Genomic DNA, 22,735 nt, shown 5'->3' with positions numbered 1-22,735 from the left:
CCCTGCCTGTCCCTGCGCCGCATATCCATTCGAAAATTTGACCGGTGTCGCGTGTCTTTCAGCCTGACTTGCGGATCGGCTCCTCGGCCTGCTTGCGCCGGGAGGCGGCCTTGGCGGCGGCCAGTTCTTCCTTGTCCCGGACTTCCTTCGGCTTCTTGCCGATGATCTGCTTGGCGCCTTTCTTGGAAAAGGGCTGCACGAGTTGGGCAACGAAACTGTCGGCGACCTTGCCGGTAATGCCGATGTCGGTGGAGGAGGGGCGAGGTGGGTTATAGTAGGTGCCGAGGATCTGGTCCCAGATCACAAGGTTTTCCCCATAATTGGTATTGCCCTCGGCCAGCAGCTTGGAATGATGCCAGCGGTGCAGGCGCGGAGTCGAGAGGATCCAGTCGAGCGGGCCGGTACGGACATCGATGTTGCAATGGGTCAGAAGGCCGATAAAGGCCGTGACCGCGCCGATCCACAGGAAGACCGGCAGCGGTGCGCCGAGCAGATAGAGCGGGATCTGGCCGAGCGCGATCTTGAACAGCGAGTCGATGATATGGAAGCGGCCGGTATTGATAACCCATAGGCGTTCGACGCTGTGATGCAGGGCATGGAAGCGCCAGAGCGACAGGTACTCATGCGCAAGGCGATGGGCGAGATAGAGGCCGAATTCAGCGATGACGAGCCCGAGCACGACCTGCAGGGCCATCGGCCATTGCTCCGGCCAGATATTCGCCTTGTGGCTCAGGAAAGGCTGCGCCACGGTCGCCACCGCCATCGGGAATGAGGTGCCAATGGCCGCGGCGATCTGCACGCCGCCCTTACTCAGGAGCGTGTGTGCGATGTTGTTGAACGTCTCGCCATCGCTCTCCAGCCAGGTCTCTTCATAGGGCATCAGCCGCTCGAAGAGCGCAATGATCGCCACAATCGAGAAATAAGTGACGTTGAACCACAGCAGATGCATATCGGACTGGAAGGCGAAATAGGAGCCTGTCAGGCCGGCGCAAAAGATGGCTGGCCACAACAGGGATGAAACAGCAGCGTAAAGGCGCGAACTGTTTTTTGACGTCATGCCATTGTCCTCGAATTGTCATCTGGTGGTTGGCGCGTGAATATGCGCGATATGTAACGCGATGATTGTGGTCGCGAAAGGGAAAACTTGAGTCGAGATAGAAGCGTTGCATTTCACTATGTTGCAGACGCTGATCAACCTCGTCGTCTCAAGTTAACTCCGCCTGAGGACATGGGCCTTTGCCGACGAAAGTCTTGGCTGGGCTGCCCTGACAGCAATGAAAAGGTGACGTCGTTGGATATTCCTTCCAAATTCAGAATTCACGAGACGGAGCATTGGCTCGTGAACCATCGCATGGACACGGTCCTGCCGGGTTATCTGATGGTCGGCTCCAAGCTCGGAACGAATGCGTTGTACGATCTGCCAACCGAAGCGCTTGCATCGCTTGGGTCTCTTCTTGCCAAGGTGCAGCGGGAGCTCGAAACCCTGCTTCATCCCGCGCGCGTCCATATTGGCCGTTACGGTCATTCGCCGGGACATCCGTTACATTTCCATATCATGCCGGTCTATGATTGGCTTGAAGCCCTGTTCTGGAAGGATGAGCGTTATCGGGTTCTTGGCTCCTTCGGTCAGCCTGCGGGGGAGCCGGGGACGGATGGTGCCGAGCTGACATTCTTTATCTGGCGGGAGTTTTGCGAGGCGCCAAACCCGCCGCCAGTCACGGGGCCGACCGTTTCGGACGTCGTCGCGATGATGCGAAGCGCGTTTCTGACGGCTTAGCTGGGGGAGTGTCATTGCGGCTAAATCTATCAAAGGATGGGGAGGGAAGATGCAAATAAAGGAAGCCAGTCTCGAGCATCTGGATGCATGGTTGCGTCTGCGCGCTGAGCTCTGGCCGAGTAGCTCGATGGAGTATCATCGAGCCGAGCTGACACAAATTCTCACGAAAGAAAATGCCATCGCCTTCATTGCTTGCGATCAGACGGGTCACGCAGTGGGGTTTGCCGAGGCGACGCTCCGGCATGATTATGTCAATGGCTGCAAGACCTCTCCTGTGCTTTTCCTCGAGGGCATTTATGTGCGCCGGGAGTACAGGCGGCAGGGCGTAGCGCAATCGCTTTGCCGTACCGTCGCCGATTGGGGACGCGCCGCCGGATGCCAGGAATTTGCTTCGGATGCGCTGCTCGACAATGTCGAAAGTCATGCCTTTCACGACGCGTTGGGTTTTGAGGAAACTCAACGCGTCGTGTACTTTCGAAAACTGCTCTAGCCGAACGTCAGCTTGCTCTTCTGCTGTCCGGCCTCGTCGAAATTCTCCGGGCTCAGCCACCGCTCATAGCCGGCCTTCAGGCGCGGCCAGTCGGCGTCGATCATGGCGAACCAGGCGGTGTCGCGGTTTTGGCCCTTGGCGACCATATGCTGGCGGAAGATGCCTTCGAAGGAAAAGCCGAAGCGCTCGGCGGCGCGTTTGGAGGGCTCGTTGAGATTGTTGCATTTCCACTCGAAGCGACGATAGCCGAGCGTGTCGAAGACATAGGAGGCGAAGAGATAGAGCGTCTCGGTGGTGATGCGACTGCGGGCGATTGCCGGACCCCAGAGAATGCTGCCGATCTCGATGACGCCATGCGCGGGGTCGATCCGCATCAATGCCTGCCGGCCCTCGGCCCGGCCGGTCCGCTTGTCGATCGTGGCGAAGAACAGCGGGTCGGCGCTGGCTGCGGCTTTCTCGAGCCAGGGCGTGAAGGCGGCGAGATCGGCGGGGGCGTTCTCGAACAGGTAGCGGAAACGATCATCCGCGCCGGGCGCCTGCGCCGAAGCGAAGAGGTCGGTGCTATGGTGCGTGGCGTCGAGCGGTTCCAGCCGGACATAGCGGCCTTCCAGAGTGATCCGTTCCGGGCGCGGCACGCCGTTCCAATTCGTAAGGTCCATGTCGAAGTCCTTCGGTATCAAATGCGAGGGCAATCTATCGAAGCCGGCCTGATTGTATCAGCGCCGCCAGCGGTTCGGGTAGCTCTATTCCGTCGAGCAATCCGGGTGCGGCTTGCGCCGGGGCGAGGTGGCTGCGCACCGGCAAGACGCCCGCCCAGACCGGAACATCCGCCTCGTCGGCATCGCCCGGCGGGCCGTTGCGCACCTTGGCGGTCGCCTCCTCGATTTCCATCCGTAGCACGGAGGTCGCTTTCACCTCCTGGCTGGTCATCGGTCGCAGGCTGTCCCAGCGGCCGGGAAACAGGTTCTCGACGAAACGGCGTAGGGCATCGGCCTTCTCCTCGGCGTCCTCCAGCAGGCATGCCTTGCCGAAGACCATGGCGGAGCGGTAGTTGACAGAATGGTAGAAGGCGGAGCGGGCGAGCACATAGCCATCCATGATGCTGCAGGTGAGGCAGACGGGCATATCCTCCGCTGCGCGCAGAAAGCGGCTGGCGGCGGAGCCGTGCCAGTAGACATGATTGCCTTCGCGCCAATGCAGCGTCGGCGTCACATAGGGCGCACCATTGATGACATAGCCGACGTGACAGAGCGGGGCGGCGTCCAGGATAGCATGGACGTCCGCCTGCGCATGGCTGCCGCGATGATGTTCGCGCCGCACGCGCGTGCGTTCTGTGGTCGGATAGTCGTCGGTGGATGGCGGGGAGAGATCGGCCATGGTTTTCCTCGTTGGTGTCGCTTTGATCCTTGCCGCCAAAGAGGTATGTTATAAATAGCCAGTTCTTATATTTTAAACAGACCAGTTGGGGGCGTCATGACATCTGCCGCGCAATGGCCGGCGCTCGATCGAACTTCGGGCGATCTGGAGGGGCAGGTCTATCGCCTGATGCGAGACCGCATCCTTCGAGGGCAGATGTTGCCGGGACAAAAGCTGCCGTCGACAAGGATGCTGGCAATCTCGCTCGGTGTGGCGCGTTCCACCGTGGTCAACGCCTATGAACGGCTGAAAGCGGAAGGTTATCTGCAGTCGACGACGGGGGCGGCGACCCGCGTTGCCGCATTCGCAACACCGCCTCTGCAAGGGCAGGCGGAGCCATCTCCGCTCAGCCCGCCGCCAACGCTCGAGGTCGCCACCGACGGCTTGTTCAAGTCCGGCGTGCCGGATACCGCCGCCTTTCCGCATGCCGCCTGGGCGCGGTATCTCGGCGCTCGCGGCCGTTCGCTCCGGGTGCATGACCTCGGCTACGGCGCTCACAGCGGCATTCGCGAGCTGCGCGAAGCGATCCTCGAGCATATCTCCGTCACGCGCGGCGTGATCGCGCGCGCGGAGCAGCTTATTATCGTTCCCTCGACCGGAGCGGCCATTGATCTTCTGGCGCGCGTCCTGTTGAGATCCGATCGCCCGGATGGGGCTATCGCATGGATGGAAGAGCCGGGATATGCGACCGCGCAGGCGCTGCTGCGGATGGCGGGCGCGAGCCTCGTGCCTGTGCCCTGCGATATCGAGGGCATCGATGTCACCAAAGCCGCCGGCCTGCTGCCGCGGCTGATCTATGCTACGCCCTCGCATCAATATCCGACCGGCGCAACAATGAGCCTTTCACGCCGTCTGGCCCTGCTCGAATTTGCCCGCGCCAACGGTTCGGTCGTGCTGGAAGACGATTATGACAGCGAGTTCCAGTATGCGTCGCGCCCGATCGCCGCATTGCAGGGCATTGATCGTGGCGAAGTCGTCGCCTATCTCGGCACCTTCTCGAAGACGCTTGCTCCAGGCCTGCGCGTTGCCTACGCGGTCGTGCCGTCCTGGCTTGTGCCGGAGGTGACAGCCGCACAGCTGTTGAGAGGGGCCGTCGTCCCCATCCATATCCAGGCGGCGCTTGCCGATTTCATTCGCGATGGCCGTTTTCGCGCGCATCTAAGGCATATGAACACGATCTATGCCGCACGCATGGCCGCCACCGTTTCGGCACTACGCCGTCATTGCGGCGATTGGCTCGAAGTGGGCGAGGGCGCCGGCGGGCTGCAGCTGGCCACCTGGTTCAAGGATGAGGGCACCGACGATCTGGCGGCGACGCGAAGGATCAACGCGGAGGGATTCGCGCTCCGCGCCATGTCATCCCTGCACCTCGGTCCGCCACGGCCGGGCCTGTTGTTCGGCATTGCACGCATGCCGCCAGAAGCGGCGGATGCGGCAGCGGCAAGGATCGCCAGGCTGTTTCGCCGTTCGCCGGTCATCGCCTGACGAACAATGCCCTGTATTGCCGCGGCGTCATGCTCTTGAGGGTCTTGAACTGCCGGTTGAAGTTGGCGATGGAGTGATAGCCGACCGCATCGCTGATGTGGTGGATCGCCTGAGTGGTGGAGGAGAGGCGGGCGCAGGCGTCGCCGATCCGCATGCGCGTCAGGTAGTCGGAAATAGCGGTGCCGGTGTGGCGGCGGAACATGCGATGCAGGCCGGAAACGCTGAGTGCGGCGATATCGGCCAGCTCCTCCAGGCTGATGGCGCGCGCATAGTGGAGATGCATATGCGTCAGCACGCGGTCGATGCGTTCGCGGCTTTCCTTGATGTCCGGTGACCGACCCGGCGCGCTCGCAAGCGGTGTTGCCTGTCGATCCTCGGCAACTCTGGCAAGGATGTTCAAGAGGGACAACAGGCGCTCCACCGGCGGCTTGTCGAAGACGGCTTCGTATTCAAGCCGCACTGCTTGTGCGGTCTCCTTCGAGAAATGCAGGCCGCCATCGGCTCGCTCCAGCATCGTCTCGATCGGTCGAAACTCGACGGCGCCGCCGGTCATGCGCAACAGCCAATCACGATGGAACCAGAGGACAAGCGCGACATGCGGTTGGTGCTGGTCGATCTTGGCACGCGAGACCCATGTATGCGGCAGGTTCGGCCCGACCAGCACGAGATCGCTGTCGTCGTAATCGCTGCTGTGATCGCCGATGAAACGCTGGCCGATCGAGTTCAGCGTGAGGGTGAGCTCGAATTCGGGATGATGGTGCCATTGGAAGGGAATGGCGTCGTCGAGCCGCCGGTTGAGCATGCTCCACGAGGCCTCTGGCGAGCGCTGCAACACTTCAAGATAGGGTCTCATCGGGCGCCACTATGCTCACATAAGCCAGAATAGTATCAGAAATTGCCGGAGCAGGGCAACACGAGCAGCTTACGTCCCATTACAAATCGGTCGTCGCCTGAAACGACAGGCATCGATCCGATGGGAGGACCATATGCAACAGGCCTTGAAACGAGACGCTCATCCGACCGCTTCTTCGGTCACGACGCAATTGAAGGACATCAAGAAGACGCTGCCTTTGCGGGTTCTTTCGCAGCAGGACTGGCAGCACTGGATCACCAAGGGCTACGTGATCGTGCGGCAGGCGGTCCCCGCCGCCAATGTCGAGCGGCTTGTGGAGGTGCTCTGGGCATTTGACGAGAAGGATCCGAACGATCCGTCGACCTGGTACGCGCCGCAACGCCGCGAGCACAAGATGAAGGAGCTCAACAACACCGGCATGCTGGAGATCTATAATCACCAGGCGCTGTGGGACAACCGCATGGAACGGCGCATCTATGACGTTTTTGTCGATATCTGGGACCGCGAAGATCTGTGGGTGACCATCGATCGCGCCAATCTCAATGCGCCGAAGAAGGTCAAGGGCAATCCGAACGGCTTCATTCACTGGGATGTGGACACATCGCGCCGCCCGCTGCCGATCGGCGTGCAGGGTGTGCTTAGCCTGAAGAAGCAGGACGGCGATGTCGGTGGGTTTCAATGCGTGCCGGAACTATTCGAGCGTTTCGAAGAGTGGGAGAAGACGCAGCCTGCGGATCGAGACCCGATGCATCCCGATATGATGGGGCTTTCCGTCGTCAATATCGAGATGGAGCCGGGTGACCTGATGATCTTCAATTCGCTGCTGGCTCACGGTGTTCGCCCAAACCATGCGGAAAACCGCGTGCGTATGGCGCAGTATGTATCGATGCACCCGGCCGAGTTCGACGATGTTGTCGAGAGGGAAGAGCGCATCCGCCTATGGCGCGAGCGCGATCATCCGAAGCGCGACTCGTTTCCGGGCGACCCGCGCGAATGGGAAAAGCATAATGCCGAGACAGCGGTTCTGACACCTTTGGGTGAAAAGCTGCTGGGGCTGACGGCCTGGTAAGGCGGGTACTGTTCGACGCTAAGCTTTGATCGAGCGGCCTTGTTGCCGCTCGATCATTATCTGTTGGCGATGCGATCCGTTAGATCTGATTCCAGCGGCGGATAACGGGTTCGGTTAAGTCGTGGTCGTAGCCGAGAGTGCTGATGCTGGTGGTGTCGAGCACGAGACGTGCGCCGTTTTCCGGCGGTAGGCCAATCCAGCGCGGGGCAAAGACCCTCAGGAAATGGGCGCTGGAGAAGATCAGGACGTTGCCGTTGATCTCTCGGAGCTGGCCGATGATCCGGTCGGCCCGTGCACCGACATCGGCTACCGTCTCTCCATTTGGGCATCCGTCGCGGAAAATCTCCCAGCCGGGGCGTTGAGCTTGAATGTCCTTGGTGGTGATGCCTTCATAGGCGCCGTAATCCCACTCTGCCAGATCGTCCTTGATGACAACGACGTCACCGAAGCCGGCCAGTGCGCAGGTGTTCCTGGCGCGCTGCGACGGGCTCGACCAGACGGCGGCGAAGTCGATGGCAGGCAGGCGGCCGGTAACCTTGCGGGCGGCATCTTCTCCGGCGGTGGTCAAGGGTATGTCGGTTCGTCCGGTATGCCGGCCCGACAGGCTCCATTCCGTCTGCCCATGCCGAACCAGATAGATTTCCGGATATGCACTGCTCATCTGAACGCCTCTCAATCGCGCTGAACCTTTCAGCTTCTTCGCACCTGCCAAACGATCTGTCGAGGGACAGGGCGGCCATCGCCTCGCTCAGGGATGGCGATCAGTTCGCAGGGAGTTCCTCGATTTCCCCTGCATATCAATGGTTTGCAGGGGAATGATGATCCTATCGTTTTACCGCACGCAGAACGCTGTGCACCAGAATGGCGACGCATCCCACCAGAAGCAGGACTCCGCCGATAAGTGGCGGCAGGGCCAGAAGCTGGACGGCACCGGCGACGGCGGCGACCAGGATCAGGCAGAGGGTCGCCAGGCTGCCATCATCGATGAACATGCCGATCAGCTCGGACAGGGCGGTGCGGACGACGCTCATTGGGCTGCCTTTGCGGTGGGTTTGCCGGTTGAGCCGCGCAGGCTGCGAACGATGATGAAGGATACCAGCGAAACGATCGCGAAGATGGCGATCAGCGCCAGATCTGCGCCCGGCCAGTCCGCGCCGATGCCTTCGCCGGTCCAGAAGATGCCGAAGCTGGTCAGCATCAGCCCGACGACGAATTTGAGCGTGTTTTCCGGCACGGTGGCGAGCGGGCGATGCACCAGCAGGCCGATCAGCATGACCAGGACGAAGGCGGCCAATGCACCAAGACCGGCATAGAGCGTCATGCCGTGGGCACCGCCGACGGCGATGACGATGAAGACCACCTCGACACCTTCCAGCAGCACCGCCTTGAAGGATGCAAGGCCGGCGAGATAATCGGCGCGCCGGTCGTCGGATTGCTGCCGCAGGGCTGCCGTTTCCTTGGTGAAGGCGGCGGCCTCGTCATGCAGGGCGATGACGCCGAGCGAGCGAAGGATGGCCTTGCGCAGCCAGCGCATGCCGAACAGGATCAGGAGAACGCCGATGACGAATTGCATCGTATGGATTGGGATCAGCGCCAGCAGCGGCCCGAAAATGAGGACGAGAGCGGCCAGCAAGGCAAGCGCGAGCGCCGCACCGATCAGGGCCGGACGCCAGCTGCGGGTGACTCCGACAGCAAGGACGATGGTGAAGGCTTCCACGACTTCGACGAAAGAGCCGAGGAAGGAGGCCGTCAGGGTGGAGAGGATAGGAGTGAGGCTATTCATGCAATGAATCCTGAGTGGCGGATAGGGGTTTGATTCCGCATGCTATTTCTTTCTCTTCGTGCCGCGTTTGCTCCAGGCCTTGTCGATGGAGCCGCGCAGGGTGCTCAGATGATCAAGGCTGTCGAAGGCGGCTTGTCGGCGATGCGCGGCGAGCCCGACGATCATCGCTTCAATCAGCACCATGGTGCCGGCATGCATGGCGAGATGATCGGCCTTGCCGCGTGGGACGGGAAGGATTTCCGCCACCTTGTCGGCGACCAGTGGGCCGAGATCGTCGCTGATGAGGATCACCGGCACGCCATGCCGACTGGCCTGTTCGAGCACGACCTCGACTTCGCGATAGAGCGGCGCGTAGGCCATCATCAAAACGGCGTCGCCCCTGCCGAGCCAGAGAAGGCGGTCGGCGAGAGCGATGCCTGATGCGGAGAGCGGGTAGGTGGGCAGGCCGATGCGGTTGAATTGCAGGCTGGCATAATCCGCCATCGCGCCGGAGGGGCCGATGCCGAAGACATGGCGCCGGTTTGCCGCCGCCAGAATATCGATGGCGCGCGTAAAGCTCGCGGCAGTCTCTGGCCGTTTCAGAACGTCCAGCGCGGTTTCGTGAATGCCGATGACATGGTGCAGGATGCCGGCAGCGTCGCCGTCGGTTTCGGCAAGTGTCCGCTCCAGCCGGTTGCCGGGCGTCGGGGCTCCCGTCAGTTCCGAAAGCAGCGCCGCGCGAAGCGCCGAGAGGCTCTCGAAGCCGAGCGCACGGGCGGTTCGCACCACCGTCGCATCGCTGGCGCCGGCAAGCTCGGCAATCTGAGCGGCGGAGTTCAGCAGCACGGCCTGCTTCTGGTCGATGAAGAAGCGGGCCACGCGCTGTTCAGCGGGCGAGAGCCCCTCGATCGCGACAAGAATCCGGCTGTCGAAACTCGCCTGCGATAAAGCGTCCGTTGTCATGCCGCACTTCCATTTATCAGGATCTGTAGCGTATGCTACGAATTACGACAAATGTAGTATCCATTACGGAGCATGGCAACAGGAATCCTGCGGCCGCGCCGAGGCGACCGTAATTGTGCTTTTCGGCCGATCAGCAGGGCGCTTGGGGATTGCGGGAGCTACTTTAGTCCCGCCCGCACGGCAGGGATGACGTCCTGGCCGTAAAGCGCGATGCAGTGCATCAGCTTCTGGTGGCTGAGCGTGCCGGTGCTGTATTTCAATTGGAAGCGGTTGATGCCGAGCGTCTTGATCACCGGCGTCAGCTTGGCGGCGACCGTTTCGGGCGAGCCGACATAGAGTGAGCCGTGTTCGATCTCGTCCTCGAATTCGTTGCGCGTCACCGGCGGCCAGCCGCGCTCGCGGCCGATGCGGTCGCGCATCACCTTGTAGCAGGGCCAGAGTTCTTCGCGGGCCTGGTCGTCGGTATCGGCAATGTAACCGGGAGAATGGATGCCGATCGGCTGGGCCGTGCCGCCCAATTGCGCGAATGCCTTGTGATAGAGATCGATATAAGGCTGGAAACGGTAGGGGCTGCCGCCAATGATCGCCAGCATCAGCGGCAGATTATACTGTGCGGCGCGCACGACCGAAGCCGGGCTGCCGCCGACGCCGATCCACGTCTTCAGGTGACCCTTCTCGATCGTCGGGAAAACCTTTTGTTTGTCGAGCGGCGGGCGGATGCTGCCTTTCCAGGTCACCGGTTCGTTGGTGAGCAATGCGGCGAAAAGATCGAGTTTTTCTTCGAAGAGCTTTTCATATTGCGACAGCTCGAAGCCGAACAGCGGAAAGGATTCCGTGAAAGATCCGCGACCGAGGATCACTTCGGCGCGTCCATTCGATGCCGCGTCCAGGCTCGAAAAGCGCTGAAAGACGCGGATCGGGTCATCGGAACTCAGAACCGTGACCGCCGATCCGAGGTGGATATGCGACGTGCGGCCGGCAATGGCGGCCAGAACGGTCTCGGGCGAGGAGACCGCGAAATCCTCACGGTGATGCTCGCCGATACCGAAGAAATCGATCCCGAGCTGGTCCGCGAGCACGCCTTCCTTGATGACGTTGCGGATGACCTGCGCATGAGAGTCCGGCTTTCCGCTCTCGTCATGGGTGACGTCGCCAAATGTATCGAGCCCGAATTCGACCGTGTTTGCCGTCATGATTGTGTCCGTTGCCTATCGCCATGATGTTCGGGTGGCATTTACTCGCGTTCCCAATCGCGAAACACCCTCAAAGTTTCGAGGGTTCCGTTCGAGGAATTCGATATGACGATAGCGATACTGAGGACGAGCAACGTCGCAGACGTGTCGTGCAGGGTGACGAAAGGAATCGCGATATCGGATTGGCGATACCGCGATTGAAGCCACAGACCCGCAGGCATCAATTCAATTGCGCCAGCTTGTTTGCCGGATGGCGGCAGGCGGCGAAGACGTCGAGGCTGGGATCGTAGACCTTCGTTGCTATGTCCATCATGCCAAGAACGCTATGGAAGATGTTGTCGTGCGAGTGGGTGCCTTCGGTCGCCTGCTTGGCAACGCAGCTCATGTCATAGCCGCCGATCTTTGCCAGATCGTCGGCCATCCAGACCAGGAATGGCACATGTGTCTGCTCCGGCGGCGCGATAATATACGGCGTGCCGTGCAAGTAGATGCCGTTCTCGCCAAGCGACTCGCCGTGATCCGAGAAATACATCACCGCGCCGGATACCGTGGCCGAGCGCTGCTTCAGCTTGTCGATCACCGCCGAGACGATGTGATCGGTGTAGAGGATCGTATTGTCGTAGGCATTGTTGATCTGTTCCTGCGAGCATTTGCCGAAATCATTGGCCCGGCAGTCCGGCGTGAAGCGGCGAAACTCTTCGGGGTAGCGCTGGTAGTAGGCCGGGCCGTGGCTGCCGAGCTGGTGCAGCACGAGGACGCTATCTCCCTTGATGTGGTCCAGCCAGTTGTCGATCTTGTCGACCAGGATCGCATCATGACATTCGCCGTCCTTGCAGAAGCGGGGATCGGCTGAGGGCGGCAGATAGGTATAGGGAACGCGATCTGTCACATTGTAGCTGCCGGTGTCGTTGTCCAGCCAGGTCACGTCGACCTTGGCATGCGTCAGCACGTCGAGCAGGTTCTCCGTTTCCAGACCCTTGCGATGGCTATATTGCGCCCGCGGGTAGACGGAAAACAGGCAGGGGATCGATGTCGCCGTTGCCGTTCCGCAGCTCGTGGTGTTGGGGAAATAGACGATATTCTGCTTCGCCAGCTCAGGATTGGTCATCTTGCCATAGCCGCCGAGCGAGAAATTCTGGGCGCGCGCCGTTTCGCCGGCGACGATGATCGTCACGCGCGGCTTGCCGTTGTCGACGGCTCCAACCCTGCGGGCGTCCGTGCCCAGAGGCTGTGCAACGACGTTTGCATTCCTGGTGGAATCGACGATGTAGCGTACGACACTGGTAATCGGCACCACCGGATTGAGCGTATCCATCATGTCGCGATGCGCCCGGCCGACGCCGGCATAGGTTTTGTAGAAGCTGATGCCGGCGACCATGAAGATCGCGACGCAGGAGAGAATGACTGCGGTGTTGTAGGCAAGCTTCTTGAGAATGGGGCGATGGACGATGCGTACGGACGCGATCACCAGCGACGGAAGAACACCGGTCAGCAGCACATGCGTCACAAAACGCGTGGTGATCAGGTGGCCCGCCTCGGCGCCCGTCGATACCGCCGCGTTGCGGATCATTTCCTTGTCGATGATCACGCCGAACTGGTCGTTGAACCACGAGGACACCGAAGCCACGAGAACGAAGAAAATCAGGATCGGCTTGGTGATGTATTTGGCGGAGAAAAACGTGAAGAGCGCCATGACGACGGCCGAGATGCCGACGACGAAGCCGGCGAAGGCGGCGGGCTCTTCAATGAAATAGCCATAAGCCTTGGTCCAGAACATCCGGTTCGTCACAAGAAGGATATAAAGGGTGGCTATAAGACAAAGAGTGACGCTGCCGATGGCTGGTCGGACGCTGCGTCCGCCAGACTGAGTGTTTTTATTGTTCAACGGTTTTCTCCAGGGCATTCCCCTGAACAGAGCGGGAATGCCGTACAACTTAACGCGCGGGACGCGGCTCAGACTGTTTGAGCGCGAGACCATGCCCGCCGTTCCTGACATTTACCTGAATAGCGTCCACCTGTGCCTTGGTCGATTGCGCTTATCCGCGCTTTTTGTCGCACGGTTAAGTGGAGTTCAGGTCGCCGTCAGCAATCCCGATCATAGCTTCCTTTCTTGAATCAAGGAAGCAGCCGTGCGGGTTTTACTGGTCGAGGACAATGCCATCATCGGTAACGCCGTGCAGGATCATCTGCTGGCGGAGGGGTTTGCGGTCGACTGGTCGATGGACCTTGGAGCGGCGAAGATGGCGGTTGCCGGAGACCATTATGACCTGGTTCTTCTTGATTTGCGCCTGCCGGACGGAAGTGGTCTGGACCTGCTGAAATCCATGGAGGCGCAGGTGGGGACGACGCCGGTCATCATCCTTTCCGCCTATGACCAGATTTCCGATCAGATGACCGGATTGAGCATCGGTGCGGTCGATTATCTCGTAAAGCCGTTCGGGCTTGCCGAACTGACGGCTCGAATCCGCAAGGCGGTCATGCCTGCAGCTGCTGGGAGATCGAGGAACGACCGGTCACGCCTTCTGCCCAGGGTGGGCTGAAGAGGTGCCGAGGAGCTCGAGAATCGCCAGCATGCCCGCGAAGATCACCAGCGACGAAAGCCAGCCGAGGACCACGTCGGACAGGTAATGGGCGCCGGTAAGGACGCGCATGGTCGGCATCAGGATCGATATAGCTGCCAGCGGCACGCCGAGCGGAATGCGCCAGCGCGGCGGCAGCAGCAAGATAAGACAGAGAAGCCAGCCGGCCGATGATGCCTCTCCGGAGATGAAGGAACAGTTCCTGAGGCATTTTCCGGCGAACGAGCCCGCCTGGACGAAATCCAGCGCCCCGCCGAAGAGATCGGTGCCACGAGGGCGCGGCCGGCCGGAGAAGCCTTTCAGGATGACGTTGACGAGGAGGCCGCAGCCAAGAGCCAGCGACAGCAGCGCGGCTATGTACCGGTCGATTTTCGGCGTGCGCCAAAGCGGCCCGAGCCGCCTCCAGGACAGAATCGGAAGCGCGAGCAATATGATGATTGCGATATAGGGCAGGACGAGCGTGATGGCGCGCAGGAAGGCGAAGAGCGAGCTCCTGTCGTAAGCGAATATGCCACAAACCTTGCCGATCGGATCACTCGAAGGGCAGGGCGCATTGGTAAAGACGCTGCGGGCAACAGAAAGATCGATTTCAGGAAATCTATTGAAAACAAGCAGCAGCAGCCACCAGAAGGCAAACAACGTCAGAAACGATGCAAGGGGTCTGCTGAGTGACGTCGCGCGTTTCGGGTACGCAACATAGTCATCATACATCAGGAAACGCCGCCTTCCATCGTCGAATGCAAAAGTGAGACGGAATTTCACTGGCGTCTTGCGCAACGGCACTGATAATCCCCATCGACCGTGCATTTACGGCAGAAGCCTGACAGTAGCCTGAAACATCAAATGGTTAGCAAAAGTGGTGTGCGGAGATGCCGCCATGAGCAGCGTTCCGTGGAGGCAGGTTACACGATGGGATGTTGCCGATCAGGCGATCATCGTCACAAGCCCGTCTGAAAATAGGCTTCGAGACGGTAGCCGTCGGGGTCGATGACGAAGGCGGCATAGTAGAACTGGCTGTAGTCCGGCCGGATACCCGGCTTGCCATTGTCCTCGCCGCCTTGGGCGATGCCGGCGGCGTAGAAGGCATCGACTGCTTCCCGGCTCGGTGCCACGAAGCAGAAATGCAGGCCGGAGCCGCGATCTGCCGGAACGGGACGTTCCACCTGGCTGACCCAGAATTGCGCCCGCTCTGCGCCATAGCCGACAGTGCCGTCGAAATTCGTCAGCCGCTCGTAGCCGAGGGGTTCTAGCGCTGCATCGTAGAATTGCTGGGATCTTTCCAGGCTTTTGACGCCAATCGAGACATGATCGAACATGGATGCAGACTCCTCTTGCCCACTGTAGCGGCTTCGTGCGTCCCAAGGCGAAGGGCCTGCCATCCCTTCTAAAACCAGGGGCTCCAGCGTTGGCACACCATCTTGCAACGACCGTTCGGAGTCAATGAAGTGCGCGGGGAAGAGCGCTGACACAATGATGCGGAGTACCCGCGCCGGATTGGCGCGGGTATGAAAGTCGTTGGCTATTCGGCTGCCTGGTAGGCATCCGGACGCGATGTTGCCGTTTTTGGCCCGACAGCGGCCAGCAACGTTATGGCGGCGGCCAGGATCGTCACGAAACCGATGCCGGCGATATAGGGGTTCCAGCCGTAACTGGGTGCTGCGCTGAAGACGGCCGAGGCTGCCGCCAGGATGATGCCGCCGCCAATCTGGAAAGAGGCAAAGAGCATGCCCGAAGCCAGGCCGGCCTTATCCTCTTCGATATCGGACAGGGCTGCGACCTGAATGGACGGATAGGTCATGGCATAGCCGATACCAAGCAGCAGCTGCGAGATGGCGACCAGCAGGATCGTATCGATATGGCCGGCCGACAGCGCCCAGAAGAGATAGCTGATGGCCTGCAGTCCGACGCCCAACGTCATGAGCAGGGTCGTGCCGCGAGCCTGCCCGATGGTGGCGAAGCGCGGTGCGAGGAACATGACGCAGACGCCGCCAATGGCGAAAGCGAATCCAGTGGCGAAGGCCGACCAGCCGACGACGGTCTGATAGTAGAGCGTCGCGATGAACTGGAAGCCGACATAGGCTCCCTGGAACAGCGCGGCGATGGCATTGGCATGGCTGAGCTTGGCGCGCCGGAACATGGCAAGCGGCACCATAGGATCGCTATGCCGTGCTTCGACCAGCAGGAAGAGCAGGATCAGCACCAGAGCCGCAACCAGGGATCCCCATGTGGCTAATGCCTGCCAGCCATCGGCCGCGGCGTTGGTGACGCCGAAGACGAAGAGCAGTAGTCCAGGGGTGATGGTGATTGCGCCTGCCCAGTCGAAGCGGGCGCTTGGGCCGCTTCGCTTGTGATCGGCGGGCAGGACGAAAGGTGCGACGATCAGCGCGAGGATGGCAACAGGGGCACCCATGACGATGGTTGCCCGCCAGCTGATGATGGTCGCAGCCCCACCCAGCACCATGCCGAGCACGAAGCCGGCAGCGCCGGTGGAGGAGAATACGCCGAGCGCCTTGGCGCGGGCACTGCCTTCTCCGAAGACGGAGAGCAACAATGCAAGCGCCGCCGGCGCGGTGAAGGCGGCGGCGATGCCCTTGATCAATCGCGCGGCGATCAGGGTCGGCGCGCTGTCGACGAAGCCGCCGGCGATGCTGGCGGCGGCAAAGACGGCGAGCGACCAGAGGAAGACGCGGCGGTGGCCGAAGAGATCGGCAACGCGGCCGCCGAGCAGCAGGAAGCCGCCATAGCCGAGCACATAGGCGCTGACGGCCCATTGCAGCGATGTCGCCTGCATGCCGAGCTCTTTCTGGATTGCGGGTAGGGCCACCCCAATGGTGGAGACGTCCATGGCGTCCAGGAAGTTGGCGGCGCATAGCAGCAGCAGCGCAAATCCGGCCCCGCTTCGGGTTTGGGAAGAAGTCATCGGGATCGTTCCTTTCTATGCTGCCGCCTCTTGGGAGGTTGCAAACGGCAGGGAACGAGAAAATGTACACGTTGAAACCCTATTGCAAATTGATAGTAACCATGTCAGGTATTACTAGCGATGATGAATGATGCTGCACTTCGAAAAATCGATCTCAATCTGCTGCTCGCCTTTTCCGTGCTGATGCAGGAACGGAATGTCAGCCGTGCCGCCGAACGCTTGTTGCTTGGCCAGCCGGGCCTCTCCGCAGCACTGCGACGGTTGCGTGAGACGCTCGACGACGAATTGTTCGTGCGGGTCGGGCGCGGTTTGCAGCCGACGGCGCGGGCGCTGTCCATTGCGCCTGCCATCGAGGACGCGCTTTCGGGCATTGAACGCGCCATTCGACCACCAGCGGCTTTCGACCCTTCAAGCTGGCAAGGCGAGTTTCGCGTCGGCATGTGCGACAATCTCGAATCGGATTTTTTCGGCCCGTTGGCGGCGCGGTTGCGTGGCCTTGCGCCGAACGCCCGACTGACCGGTGTGGCTTTCGACAAACGCGAAGCTGGGCGCCTGCTCGATGAAGGGGCCTATGACTTCAGCATCTCGGTGCATGACGAACCGGCATCCTGGCACATTCGCGCGCCACTGTTCAATCAGGCGTCGGCTTGTATCTACGATCCGCGGCACATCCGGTTGGACGCGCCGCTTGGGCTTGAGGATTTTGCCAAGGCGGACCACATTACCGTCTCCCTGGAAGGCAACACGCTGACCAATGTCGATCTTGCTCTCGCCCGTGTCGGATACCATCGTCAGGTCGTCGCGACCGTGCCGCGTTATTCCGCCTTGCCGATGGCGCTCAGAGCCATGCCGGCCATCGCGACGATCCCGGAATCGATCGCCCGCTGCATGGCGCAATTGCATAATCTGACGGTTTCGCAGCCGCCTCTCGACCTGCCGGCCGATCCGGTGACGATGCTCTATCGTCGGGTCGACCAGGCCGATAGCAGGGCCGTATGGTTCCGCCGGCTCTTCGTGGAGGTGGTGGCGGATGCGCTTCATGCATCCGGATGCCGCGTGGGCGTTTCCAACGCCGCCTGCTGCTACGAACAGGCGCCCTTGGCCGTAGCCGTATAAGCTCGGGTGCGGTCCTACAGCAATTCCGATGCCAGCAGCGCCGGAAAGACCGGGAGGTCGGGCAGTCCGGGGAGAGAGGGTTCGCCTTTCCCCCGCCAGATGGCGCAGACGACAGCGAGGATATCGGCCCCTTCGGCGCTGACCAGCTTAGCCGCGTCGACAACCGCGCCGCCCGTGGTGATCACGTCTTCTATGAACGTGACCTTCTTGCCCTTGATATCCAGGCCCTCGACCGCCTTGCATGTGCCGTAGCTCTTTGCTTCCTTGCGAATGAATGCGGCTGGCAGGCCGCTTTCCAGCGACATTGCTGTGGCAATCGGGACGCCGCCGAGTTCCAGTCCGGCCAGAACCTGCGTGTCGCTCGGCAGAAGCTGCAACATGCGTCGCGCTATGCGGCGCAGAAGAGCTGGGTCGGATTCGAATCGATACTTGTCGAAATATTCGTTTGAGACCTGACCGGATCGCAGCGTGAAAGTCCCATGGATCCGCGCAATCGCATTGATATCAGTGCCCAGCAAGTCGTCGTTCATAACCATCTCCCAATCCTTGTTTCCGTTCGATTTACATAATCCATGGAAGACCGCAAAGTGCCCATGGCGATCACAATAGATCGTGGGCGTTTTTCTTTGCCTCTGATTGCGGCAACTGTGCTCGTTCCGGGAGAGGGGTTGTTAGGATGATCGATGACTGAGCGGGTTTGGCACACAAAGCGGCTGCTTCTACGGGTGCCGGTGGAGGCGGACGTCGATTTCGTCACCGCGCTTTTTTCACGGCAGGAGCTCGTCGCGCATCGGCCTGACCCGACGCCGGATACGCGAGAGGAGAGTGCCCGGCGCCTTGCGCGCGATATGGATCATTGGCGCAGCCACGGATTCGGACGCTGGGCCGTCGAAGCGGATAGCGGGCTGATCGGGTTCGGGGGCGTGACCACATCGAAGGAGTTCGAGGGGCTGAACCTGTCCTATCATCTGCATCCGGATAGCTGGGGCAAGGGCTATGCGACCGAGCTGGTGCGGCAGGTCTTGGACTTTGCGTTCAATGACTTGCATGCCGAGCGGGTGATCGGCCTCGTCCGTCCGGTCAATGTCGCCTCACGCAATGTGCTGGAGAAATGCGGCTTCACCTTGGAGCGCGAGGTCATGCTGCATGGCGCGCCGACCAATCTCTTTACGCTCGCCGCGCCAAGGATAAGCTGAGCGAGGGTCTTCAGCCTGCTATGGCTGATCTTCCATTTCCGCCATCAACCATTGCCGGAATGTCTTCATCGAAGCGGTTTCCGCGCGGGATTTCAGCCGGGTCAGCCAATAGCTACCGGTCAGCACGGTGATTGGAAACGGCTGAACGATCCGGCCGGCTTCGATCTCCTCCGAGAACATGGCGACGGGGACGAGTGCCGCGCCCACGCCGCGCGCCGCAGCCTCCACCAGCGTCAACGACGAATCGAACATCCAGCCGCGGAGATTGGGTGATGCTGCCCCCGCCGCCCTGAACCAGAGCGGCCATTCATCGATCCGGTATGACCGCAGCAGGTCAAGATTAGCCAGGTCTGCCGGTGTGTGAAGCCCTTCACTTAATGCCGGCGTGCACACCGGAGAAAGGGGTGCATCCATCAGATGGATCGCTTCCGTGCCATGCCAGGCGCCATCGCCGAACCGGAGGAAGAAATCGAGGCCGTCCAATACCATGTCGGCGCGGTTGTTGTTGGTCTTGAGGCGCAGATCGACATGGGGATGCTGTGTCTTGAAGGAGGTGAGGCGCGGCAGGAGCCAGCCGATCGCGAAGGTGCCAACCACGCCGACGGTCAGTATCTCGTCGAAATTGCCTTCCTCGAGCTGGCTGAGCGTCGCACTCATGCGGCGAAACGCATCAGTCAGCACCGGTAGCAGTGCATGACCTTCATCGGTCAGCGCCAGGCCGCGCGGGAGGCGCTTGAATAGGGTGATGCCCAGGACCTCTTCAAGCGCCTTGACCTGATGGCTGATGGCCGTTTGCGTGACCCGAAGTTCCATGCCGGCCCGCGTGAAGCTGCCATGCCGCGCCGAGGCTTCGAAGACGCGCAGGGCGTTCAGTGGTAGCTGCGAGATATCCATAGTTCCTCAATGCCCAAGTTTTTCTCATGTCTAAGCCCAGAATTGATCGTTTGTCGAGGGCATGGCGCGGCTGCATAGTCTGCTTCGAGAAGTGCAGGTGGCCCTTAAGACATCAACGGGATCAATCACCGTCTGCTTCCCCCCTTTGACAACCGCTCGCCGTCATTCAATGCGGATGCGGTTGACCATTCACATGAGGACATTGTTTTCGTTATGAGAAATCTCTTTCTTCCAACATTTGGAATGATCGCCGTCGCCTCTCTTTTCCATGGGAGCAGTGCCTGCGCTGCTGATGGCGGCGAGCAAGCCCGACTTGAGCGGGCCGTCAACGACGCGATCCGGCCCGTCATGAAGGAAAACGACATTCCGGGCATGGCTGTTGCGGTCACTGTCAACGGCAAGCGCTATGTCTTCAACTATGGCGTCGCCTCCAGGGAAAACGGGCAGAAGGTCACCGAGGATACGATCTTCGAGCTCGGCTCGATCAGCAAGACCTTCACCGCGACGCTTGCATCCTATGCACAGTTGCGCGGCACGCTGTCCTTCTCCGACAAGGCGAGCAAGTATTTGCCGGCTCTGGCCGGCAGCAGCTTCGACACTATCAGCCTTCTCGATCTCGGCACCTATACGGCGGGCGGATTGCCGTTGCAGTTTCCTGATGATGTGACCGGTCAGGACAAGATGATCGGCTATTACCGGAGCTGGAAGCCGGCCTATGCCCCCGGCACCCGTCGGCTCTATTCCAACCCGAGCATCGGCCTGTTCGGCTATCTCGCCGCCGCAAGCATGGGCGAGTCTTTCGACGATCTGATGGAACAGAAGATTTTCCCGGGGCTTGGCCTGACTCATACCTATATCCGCGTGCCCCAGGATCAGATGGGCAACTACGCCTATGGCTATTCGAAGAGTAACAAACCCATCCGCGTGGGGCCGGGCGCCTTGGACTCGGAAGCCTACGGCGTGAAGACGACCGCGGCCGACATGATCCACTTCCTTGAGGTAAACATGGACAGTTCGAAGCAGGATGAAACGCTGCAAAGCGCGATCGCCACGACGCATACCGGATATTACAGGATCGGCGACATGACGCAGGGGCTGGGTTGGGAAATGTATGCCTATCCCACAAGCCTTGAGCGGCTGCAGGCGGGAAATTCCAACGAGATGTCCCGCAACCCCAACAAGGCGAATAAGCTCGTGCCTCCTCAGCCGCCGCGCAGGGACGTGCTGATCAACAAGACCGGCTCCACCAACGGTTTCGGCGCCTATGTCGCCTTCGTTCCCGCCAAGGGGATCGGCATCGTGATGCTGGCGAACCGAAACTATCCGATCCCCGCGCGCGTCAAGGCGGCATACCGGATCTTGACGGCGCTGGACAAGGAGTCGGGCATGCGCTGAGACCACTCTCGGCTGGTAATGTCATCTGTGTTTCGCCCGGCCAGGTTCCATGCTCGGCCGGGCAAAAGCGAGCCGGCTCAGCGAGAGATGTCGCGTGCCGGCCGCTGTCAGTCTACGGGAGTTTTGCTATCGTCTGCGAGAAGCCGCTACGGGCGCGTTCGCCTGGGCGGCGTCCACGCTGTTGAAGAGCTCTTGAATGAGCTGGGTTATACGCTCCGGGGATGTGCCCTTGGCACGTTCTTCCTCGATCCGGCGTCTCACCAACATTTCCAAGTCTGACATGTCTATCACCTCGTTTATCCGGCGCGAGGGAAATGTCGCTCTCAATGAGCCGAGAGACAAGTTACAGTTTTTTCATGATTTTTAGCTGTTGCGCACAATGTCGTGATCGCTGGAGAAATTTGCCCGGCTAACTTTCTGGTTCAGCGCCTTGTCTATCCTGTGAGCCACCGCTCGTTTTCAGGCCGGCGGGCGAATTCGATTTTGAAGTGACGAGGCTACGGTCGATGTCGCGCTGAGCTATCTCCGAGAGTATTTCTGTCTATGTTTCTGGCGATAGTCGTTATTCGCCTCATGCGGGCAGAGATATAGAAGATTATGTGCTGGTAGCGTGAAGATTGTAAATTATATCCCGTTGTTGCTGTTGTGAAATTCCTTCATAAGTCGAAATATTTCAAATAAGTTCGTGTTATTAAAGAAAAAAACGTCCTTGACGATGATTTGAACTTAACTTTTAATTGAATTTATTACGGATGATGGGAGGGGATATTATGGATTCCGAAATCGTCGCTTCAGCGGGCGCTGTTGAGCCGCCTGATTCCGGTGAGCCGATTGACCCTCACCAGCCTTCCGATTGCCGGGAACTGTCGGAGGCGGAGATTTCGTCGCTGGTTCAGGAGATCGATCGGGATGGATATGCCGTTCTTCCCCGATATATTTCGCCCGCTGAGCTGGACGCCCTGCGCCAATTCGTGCGGGATACGGTGGCGGCGGCGGGCAATCGCTACACCATGCTGCGCGGTCCGGAACCCGTCGCTGAAACAGCGCTCGGGAAGCTGGCGTCGTCGCCGGCGCTCCGGCACATTTGCATGCGCGCCTATGAGATCGCGACGTCGAGACCCGCGCCCGACCAACCATATTATCAAATCCTGCGATGCCTGACCGGCAGCACGGGCCGCAAGCATTCGATGGTGTTTCACTTCGATTCCTATGTTCTGACTGTGCTGCTGCCCATCGAGGTGCCCACCGGAAAGGACAATGGTGAACTCATCGTCCTGCCGAATTTCCGGCGCGTCAGGCGCTGGTATGCCAGCAATCTGATCGACAAGATCCTGCTCGACAACCCGCTCACCCAATGGGCCCTCCGCAGCATGGCAAAATCGATCCCGGATCGATTCCTTCGCATCTCCATGGTCCCGGGAAATCTCTACTTCTTCTGGGGCTATCGCTCGATCCACACAAACGCACCCTGCGACCCCGAGAAGATCAGGGCTACGGCGCTGTTTCATTATGCGGATCCGCATAGGGGGAGTGGATTGAGGGCGTGGCTGGGGCGGTAGGGTGGTGGCTGCCGAGCGATCGAGCAGCGTGTGATTGCAAATATTACTATCGTTTAATGGGCGAGTGG

Annotated in this window: 24 protein-coding genes; 9 read left to right on the top strand and 15 right to left on the bottom strand. The window is 60.3% G+C overall.

The annotated features are described in order from the left end of the window. Window positions 1-58 precede the first annotated feature (58 nt). Window positions 59-1,057, bottom strand: a complete 999-nt coding sequence (locus PMI03_RS03195) for a sterol desaturase family protein (RefSeq protein ID WP_007689814.1) — start codon at window positions 1,055-1,057, stop codon at window positions 59-61. A gap of 234 nt (window positions 1,058-1,291) precedes the next feature. On the opposite strand from PMI03_RS03195, the gene PMI03_RS03190 reads away from it, so the two are divergent. Continuing rightward, window positions 1,292-1,777, top strand: a complete 486-nt coding sequence (locus PMI03_RS03190; RefSeq protein ID WP_039973609.1) for an HIT family protein — start codon at window positions 1,292-1,294, stop codon at window positions 1,775-1,777. A 49-nt stretch (window positions 1,778-1,826) separates the two neighbouring features. Further along, window positions 1,827-2,267 (top strand): aminoglycoside 6'-N-acetyltransferase, encoded by a 441-nt coding sequence (gene aac(6'), locus PMI03_RS03185; RefSeq protein ID WP_007689812.1) that lies wholly within the window; start codon window positions 1,827-1,829, stop codon window positions 2,265-2,267. Here the strand turns inward: aac(6') and PMI03_RS03180 are convergent. Both PMI03_RS03180 and PMI03_RS03175 read right to left on the bottom strand, forming a co-directional pair. Continuing rightward, window positions 2,264-2,926 (bottom strand): GNAT family N-acetyltransferase, encoded by a 663-nt coding sequence (locus tag PMI03_RS03180; protein WP_007689811.1) that lies wholly within the window; start codon window positions 2,924-2,926, stop codon window positions 2,264-2,266. The genes aac(6') and PMI03_RS03180 overlap by 4 nt on opposite strands. Window positions 2,927-2,960: 34 nt before the next feature. Further along, a complete protein-coding gene (locus PMI03_RS03175; protein WP_007689810.1) occupies window positions 2,961-3,644 on the bottom strand; it encodes a pyridoxamine 5'-phosphate oxidase family protein in 684 nt (227 codons plus the stop codon). 96 nt (window positions 3,645-3,740) lie between these two features. Between PMI03_RS03175 and PMI03_RS03170 the strand changes: the two genes are divergently transcribed. Next, window positions 3,741-5,168 carry a PLP-dependent aminotransferase family protein gene (locus tag PMI03_RS03170; protein ID WP_007689809.1) on the top strand — a complete coding sequence of 476 codons (1,428 nt, stop codon included), beginning with the start codon at window positions 3,741-3,743 and terminating at the stop codon, window positions 5,166-5,168. Here the strand turns inward: PMI03_RS03170 and PMI03_RS03165 are convergent. Further along, the gene (locus PMI03_RS03165; RefSeq protein WP_039973608.1) at window positions 5,158-6,021 is read right to left on the bottom strand and encodes an AraC family transcriptional regulator; all 864 of its coding nucleotides are present in this window, start codon (window positions 6,019-6,021) and stop codon (window positions 5,158-5,160) included. The genes PMI03_RS03170 and PMI03_RS03165 overlap by 11 nt on opposite strands. Window positions 6,022-6,154: 133 nt before the next feature. Here PMI03_RS03165 and PMI03_RS03160 point away from each other — a divergent pair, with 133 nt between their 5' ends. Further along, on the top strand, window positions 6,155-7,090 hold the full coding sequence (locus PMI03_RS03160) for a phytanoyl-CoA dioxygenase family protein (RefSeq protein WP_007689806.1): 936 nt from the start codon (window positions 6,155-6,157) through the stop codon (window positions 7,088-7,090). A 79-nt stretch (window positions 7,091-7,169) separates the two neighbouring features. Here PMI03_RS03160 and PMI03_RS03155 read toward each other — a convergent pair whose 3' ends face one another. From PMI03_RS03155 to PMI03_RS03125, 6 genes are all read right to left on the bottom strand, one after another. Further along, window positions 7,170-7,751 (bottom strand): histidine phosphatase family protein, encoded by a 582-nt coding sequence (locus PMI03_RS03155; RefSeq protein ID WP_007689804.1) that lies wholly within the window; start codon window positions 7,749-7,751, stop codon window positions 7,170-7,172. Window positions 7,752-7,914: 163 nt separating this feature from the next. Next, window positions 7,915-8,121 (bottom strand): hypothetical protein, encoded by a 207-nt coding sequence (locus PMI03_RS03150; protein WP_007689801.1) that lies wholly within the window; start codon window positions 8,119-8,121, stop codon window positions 7,915-7,917. Then, entirely contained in the window at window positions 8,118-8,873 is a 756-nt protein-coding gene (locus PMI03_RS03145) for a COG4280 domain-containing protein (protein WP_007689789.1), read from the bottom strand. Before PMI03_RS03145 ends, PMI03_RS03150 begins: the two co-directional genes overlap by 4 nt. 42 nt (window positions 8,874-8,915) lie before the next feature. Further along, entirely contained in the window at window positions 8,916-9,815 is a 900-nt protein-coding gene (locus PMI03_RS03140) for a MurR/RpiR family transcriptional regulator (protein WP_007689788.1), read from the bottom strand. A 158-nt stretch (window positions 9,816-9,973) separates the two neighbouring features. After that, window positions 9,974-11,008 (bottom strand): LLM class flavin-dependent oxidoreductase, encoded by a 1,035-nt coding sequence (locus PMI03_RS03135; protein WP_007689786.1) that lies wholly within the window; start codon window positions 11,006-11,008, stop codon window positions 9,974-9,976. A gap of 220 nt (window positions 11,009-11,228) precedes the next feature. Next, complete coding sequence (locus tag PMI03_RS03125) at window positions 11,229-12,986, bottom strand: phosphoethanolamine transferase (RefSeq protein WP_007689784.1); 1,758 nt, start codon at window positions 12,984-12,986, stop codon at window positions 11,229-11,231. Window positions 12,987-13,137: 151 nt separating this feature from the next. On the opposite strand from PMI03_RS03125, the gene PMI03_RS03120 reads away from it, so the two are divergent. Next, window positions 13,138-13,548 carry a response regulator gene (locus PMI03_RS03120; protein WP_007689783.1) on the top strand — a complete coding sequence of 137 codons (411 nt, stop codon included), beginning with the start codon at window positions 13,138-13,140 and terminating at the stop codon, window positions 13,546-13,548. On the opposite strand, the gene PMI03_RS03115 is transcribed toward PMI03_RS03120, so the two are convergent. The 3 genes from PMI03_RS03115 to PMI03_RS03105 form a co-directional block, all read right to left on the bottom strand. Then, window positions 13,522-14,298: a phosphatase PAP2 family protein gene (locus PMI03_RS03115; RefSeq protein ID WP_007689782.1), complete on the bottom strand. Its 777-nt coding sequence runs from the start codon at window positions 14,296-14,298 to the stop codon at window positions 13,522-13,524. The genes PMI03_RS03120 and PMI03_RS03115 overlap by 27 nt on opposite strands. A gap of 227 nt (window positions 14,299-14,525) precedes the next feature. Beyond that, entirely contained in the window at window positions 14,526-14,903 is a 378-nt protein-coding gene (locus tag PMI03_RS03110) for a VOC family protein (protein WP_007689781.1), read from the bottom strand. Window positions 14,904-15,106: 203 nt separating this feature from the next. Then, entirely contained in the window at window positions 15,107-16,507 is a 1,401-nt protein-coding gene (locus PMI03_RS03105) for an MFS transporter (protein WP_007689780.1), read from the bottom strand. Window positions 16,508-16,627: 120 nt separating this feature from the next. On the opposite strand from PMI03_RS03105, the gene PMI03_RS03100 reads away from it, so the two are divergent. Beyond that, window positions 16,628-17,623, top strand: coding sequence for a LysR family transcriptional regulator (locus tag PMI03_RS03100; RefSeq protein WP_007689779.1), 996 nt, complete (start codon window positions 16,628-16,630; stop codon window positions 17,621-17,623). Between the two features lie 14 nt (window positions 17,624-17,637). On the opposite strand, the gene pyrE is transcribed toward PMI03_RS03100, so the two are convergent. After that, window positions 17,638-18,153 carry an orotate phosphoribosyltransferase gene (pyrE, locus tag PMI03_RS03095; protein ID WP_007689778.1) on the bottom strand — a complete coding sequence of 172 codons (516 nt, stop codon included), beginning with the start codon at window positions 18,151-18,153 and terminating at the stop codon, window positions 17,638-17,640. 153 nt (window positions 18,154-18,306) lie between these two features. Between pyrE and PMI03_RS03090 the strand changes: the two genes are divergently transcribed. Continuing rightward, window positions 18,307-18,819, top strand: a complete 513-nt coding sequence (locus PMI03_RS03090; protein ID WP_007689777.1) for a GNAT family N-acetyltransferase — start codon at window positions 18,307-18,309, stop codon at window positions 18,817-18,819. Between the two features lie 18 nt (window positions 18,820-18,837). On the opposite strand, the gene PMI03_RS03085 is transcribed toward PMI03_RS03090, so the two are convergent. After that, window positions 18,838-19,713 (bottom strand): LysR family transcriptional regulator, encoded by an 876-nt coding sequence (locus PMI03_RS03085; RefSeq protein ID WP_007689776.1) that lies wholly within the window; start codon window positions 19,711-19,713, stop codon window positions 18,838-18,840. Between the two features lie 213 nt (window positions 19,714-19,926). Between PMI03_RS03085 and ampC the strand changes: the two genes are divergently transcribed. Continuing rightward, window positions 19,927-21,108, top strand: coding sequence for a class C beta-lactamase (gene ampC / locus PMI03_RS03080; protein ID WP_007689775.1), 1,182 nt, complete (start codon window positions 19,927-19,929; stop codon window positions 21,106-21,108). Between the two features lie 770 nt (window positions 21,109-21,878). Continuing rightward, a complete protein-coding gene (locus PMI03_RS03075) occupies window positions 21,879-22,667 on the top strand; it encodes a hypothetical protein (protein ID WP_007689772.1) in 789 nt (262 codons plus the stop codon). Window positions 22,668-22,735 lie beyond the last annotated feature (68 nt).

This window comes from Rhizobium sp. AP16 (genome assembly GCF_000281735.1).
Lineage (GTDB): Bacteria > Pseudomonadota > Alphaproteobacteria > Rhizobiales > Rhizobiaceae > Rhizobium > Rhizobium rhizogenes.
The sequence above is the reverse complement of the archived record's forward strand: the minus strand, read 5'-3'. Positions and strand labels throughout refer to the sequence as shown.

Bases quoted from the DNA above. Each gene is read 5' to 3' on its own strand.
- PMI03_RS03195 (WP_007689814.1), bottom strand. From the start codon at position 1,057: ATGACGTCAAAAAACAGTTCGCGCCTTTACGCTGCTGTTTCATCCCTG.
- PMI03_RS03180 (WP_007689811.1), bottom strand. From the start codon at position 2,926: ATGGACCTTACGAATTGGAACGGCGTGCCGCGCCCGGAACGGATCACT.
- PMI03_RS03175 (WP_007689810.1), bottom strand. From the start codon at position 3,644: ATGGCCGATCTCTCCCCGCCATCCACCGACGACTATCCGACCACAGAA.
- PMI03_RS03170 (WP_007689809.1), top strand. From the start codon at position 3,741: ATGACATCTGCCGCGCAATGGCCGGCGCTCGATCGAACTTCGGGCGAT.
- PMI03_RS03165 (WP_039973608.1), bottom strand. From the start codon at position 6,021: ATGAGACCCTATCTTGAAGTGTTGCAGCGCTCGCCAGAGGCCTCGTGG.
- PMI03_RS03160 (WP_007689806.1), top strand. From the start codon at position 6,155: ATGCAACAGGCCTTGAAACGAGACGCTCATCCGACCGCTTCTTCGGTC.
- PMI03_RS03155 (WP_007689804.1), bottom strand. From the start codon at position 7,751: ATGAGCAGTGCATATCCGGAAATCTATCTGGTTCGGCATGGGCAGACG.
- PMI03_RS03150 (WP_007689801.1), bottom strand. From the start codon at position 8,121: ATGAGCGTCGTCCGCACCGCCCTGTCCGAGCTGATCGGCATGTTCATC.
- PMI03_RS03145 (WP_007689789.1), bottom strand. From the start codon at position 8,873: ATGAATAGCCTCACTCCTATCCTCTCCACCCTGACGGCCTCCTTCCTC.
- PMI03_RS03140 (WP_007689788.1), bottom strand. From the start codon at position 9,815: ATGACAACGGACGCTTTATCGCAGGCGAGTTTCGACAGCCGGATTCTT.
- PMI03_RS03135 (WP_007689786.1), bottom strand. From the start codon at position 11,008: ATGACGGCAAACACGGTCGAATTCGGGCTCGATACATTTGGCGACGTC.
- PMI03_RS03125 (WP_007689784.1), bottom strand. From the start codon at position 12,986: ATGGTCTCGCGCTCAAACAGTCTGAGCCGCGTCCCGCGCGTTAAGTTG.
- PMI03_RS03115 (WP_007689782.1), bottom strand. From the start codon at position 14,298: ATGTATGATGACTATGTTGCGTACCCGAAACGCGCGACGTCACTCAGC.
- PMI03_RS03110 (WP_007689781.1), bottom strand. From the start codon at position 14,903: ATGTTCGATCATGTCTCGATTGGCGTCAAAAGCCTGGAAAGATCCCAG.
- PMI03_RS03105 (WP_007689780.1), bottom strand. From the start codon at position 16,507: ATGACTTCTTCCCAAACCCGAAGCGGGGCCGGATTTGCGCTGCTGCTG.
- PMI03_RS03100 (WP_007689779.1), top strand. From the start codon at position 16,628: ATGATGAATGATGCTGCACTTCGAAAAATCGATCTCAATCTGCTGCTC.
- pyrE (WP_007689778.1), bottom strand. From the start codon at position 18,153: ATGAACGACGACTTGCTGGGCACTGATATCAATGCGATTGCGCGGATC.
- PMI03_RS03090 (WP_007689777.1), top strand. From the start codon at position 18,307: ATGACTGAGCGGGTTTGGCACACAAAGCGGCTGCTTCTACGGGTGCCG.
- PMI03_RS03085 (WP_007689776.1), bottom strand. From the start codon at position 19,713: ATGGATATCTCGCAGCTACCACTGAACGCCCTGCGCGTCTTCGAAGCC.
- ampC (WP_007689775.1), top strand. From the start codon at position 19,927: ATGAGAAATCTCTTTCTTCCAACATTTGGAATGATCGCCGTCGCCTCT.
- PMI03_RS03075 (WP_007689772.1), top strand. From the start codon at position 21,879: ATGGATTCCGAAATCGTCGCTTCAGCGGGCGCTGTTGAGCCGCCTGAT.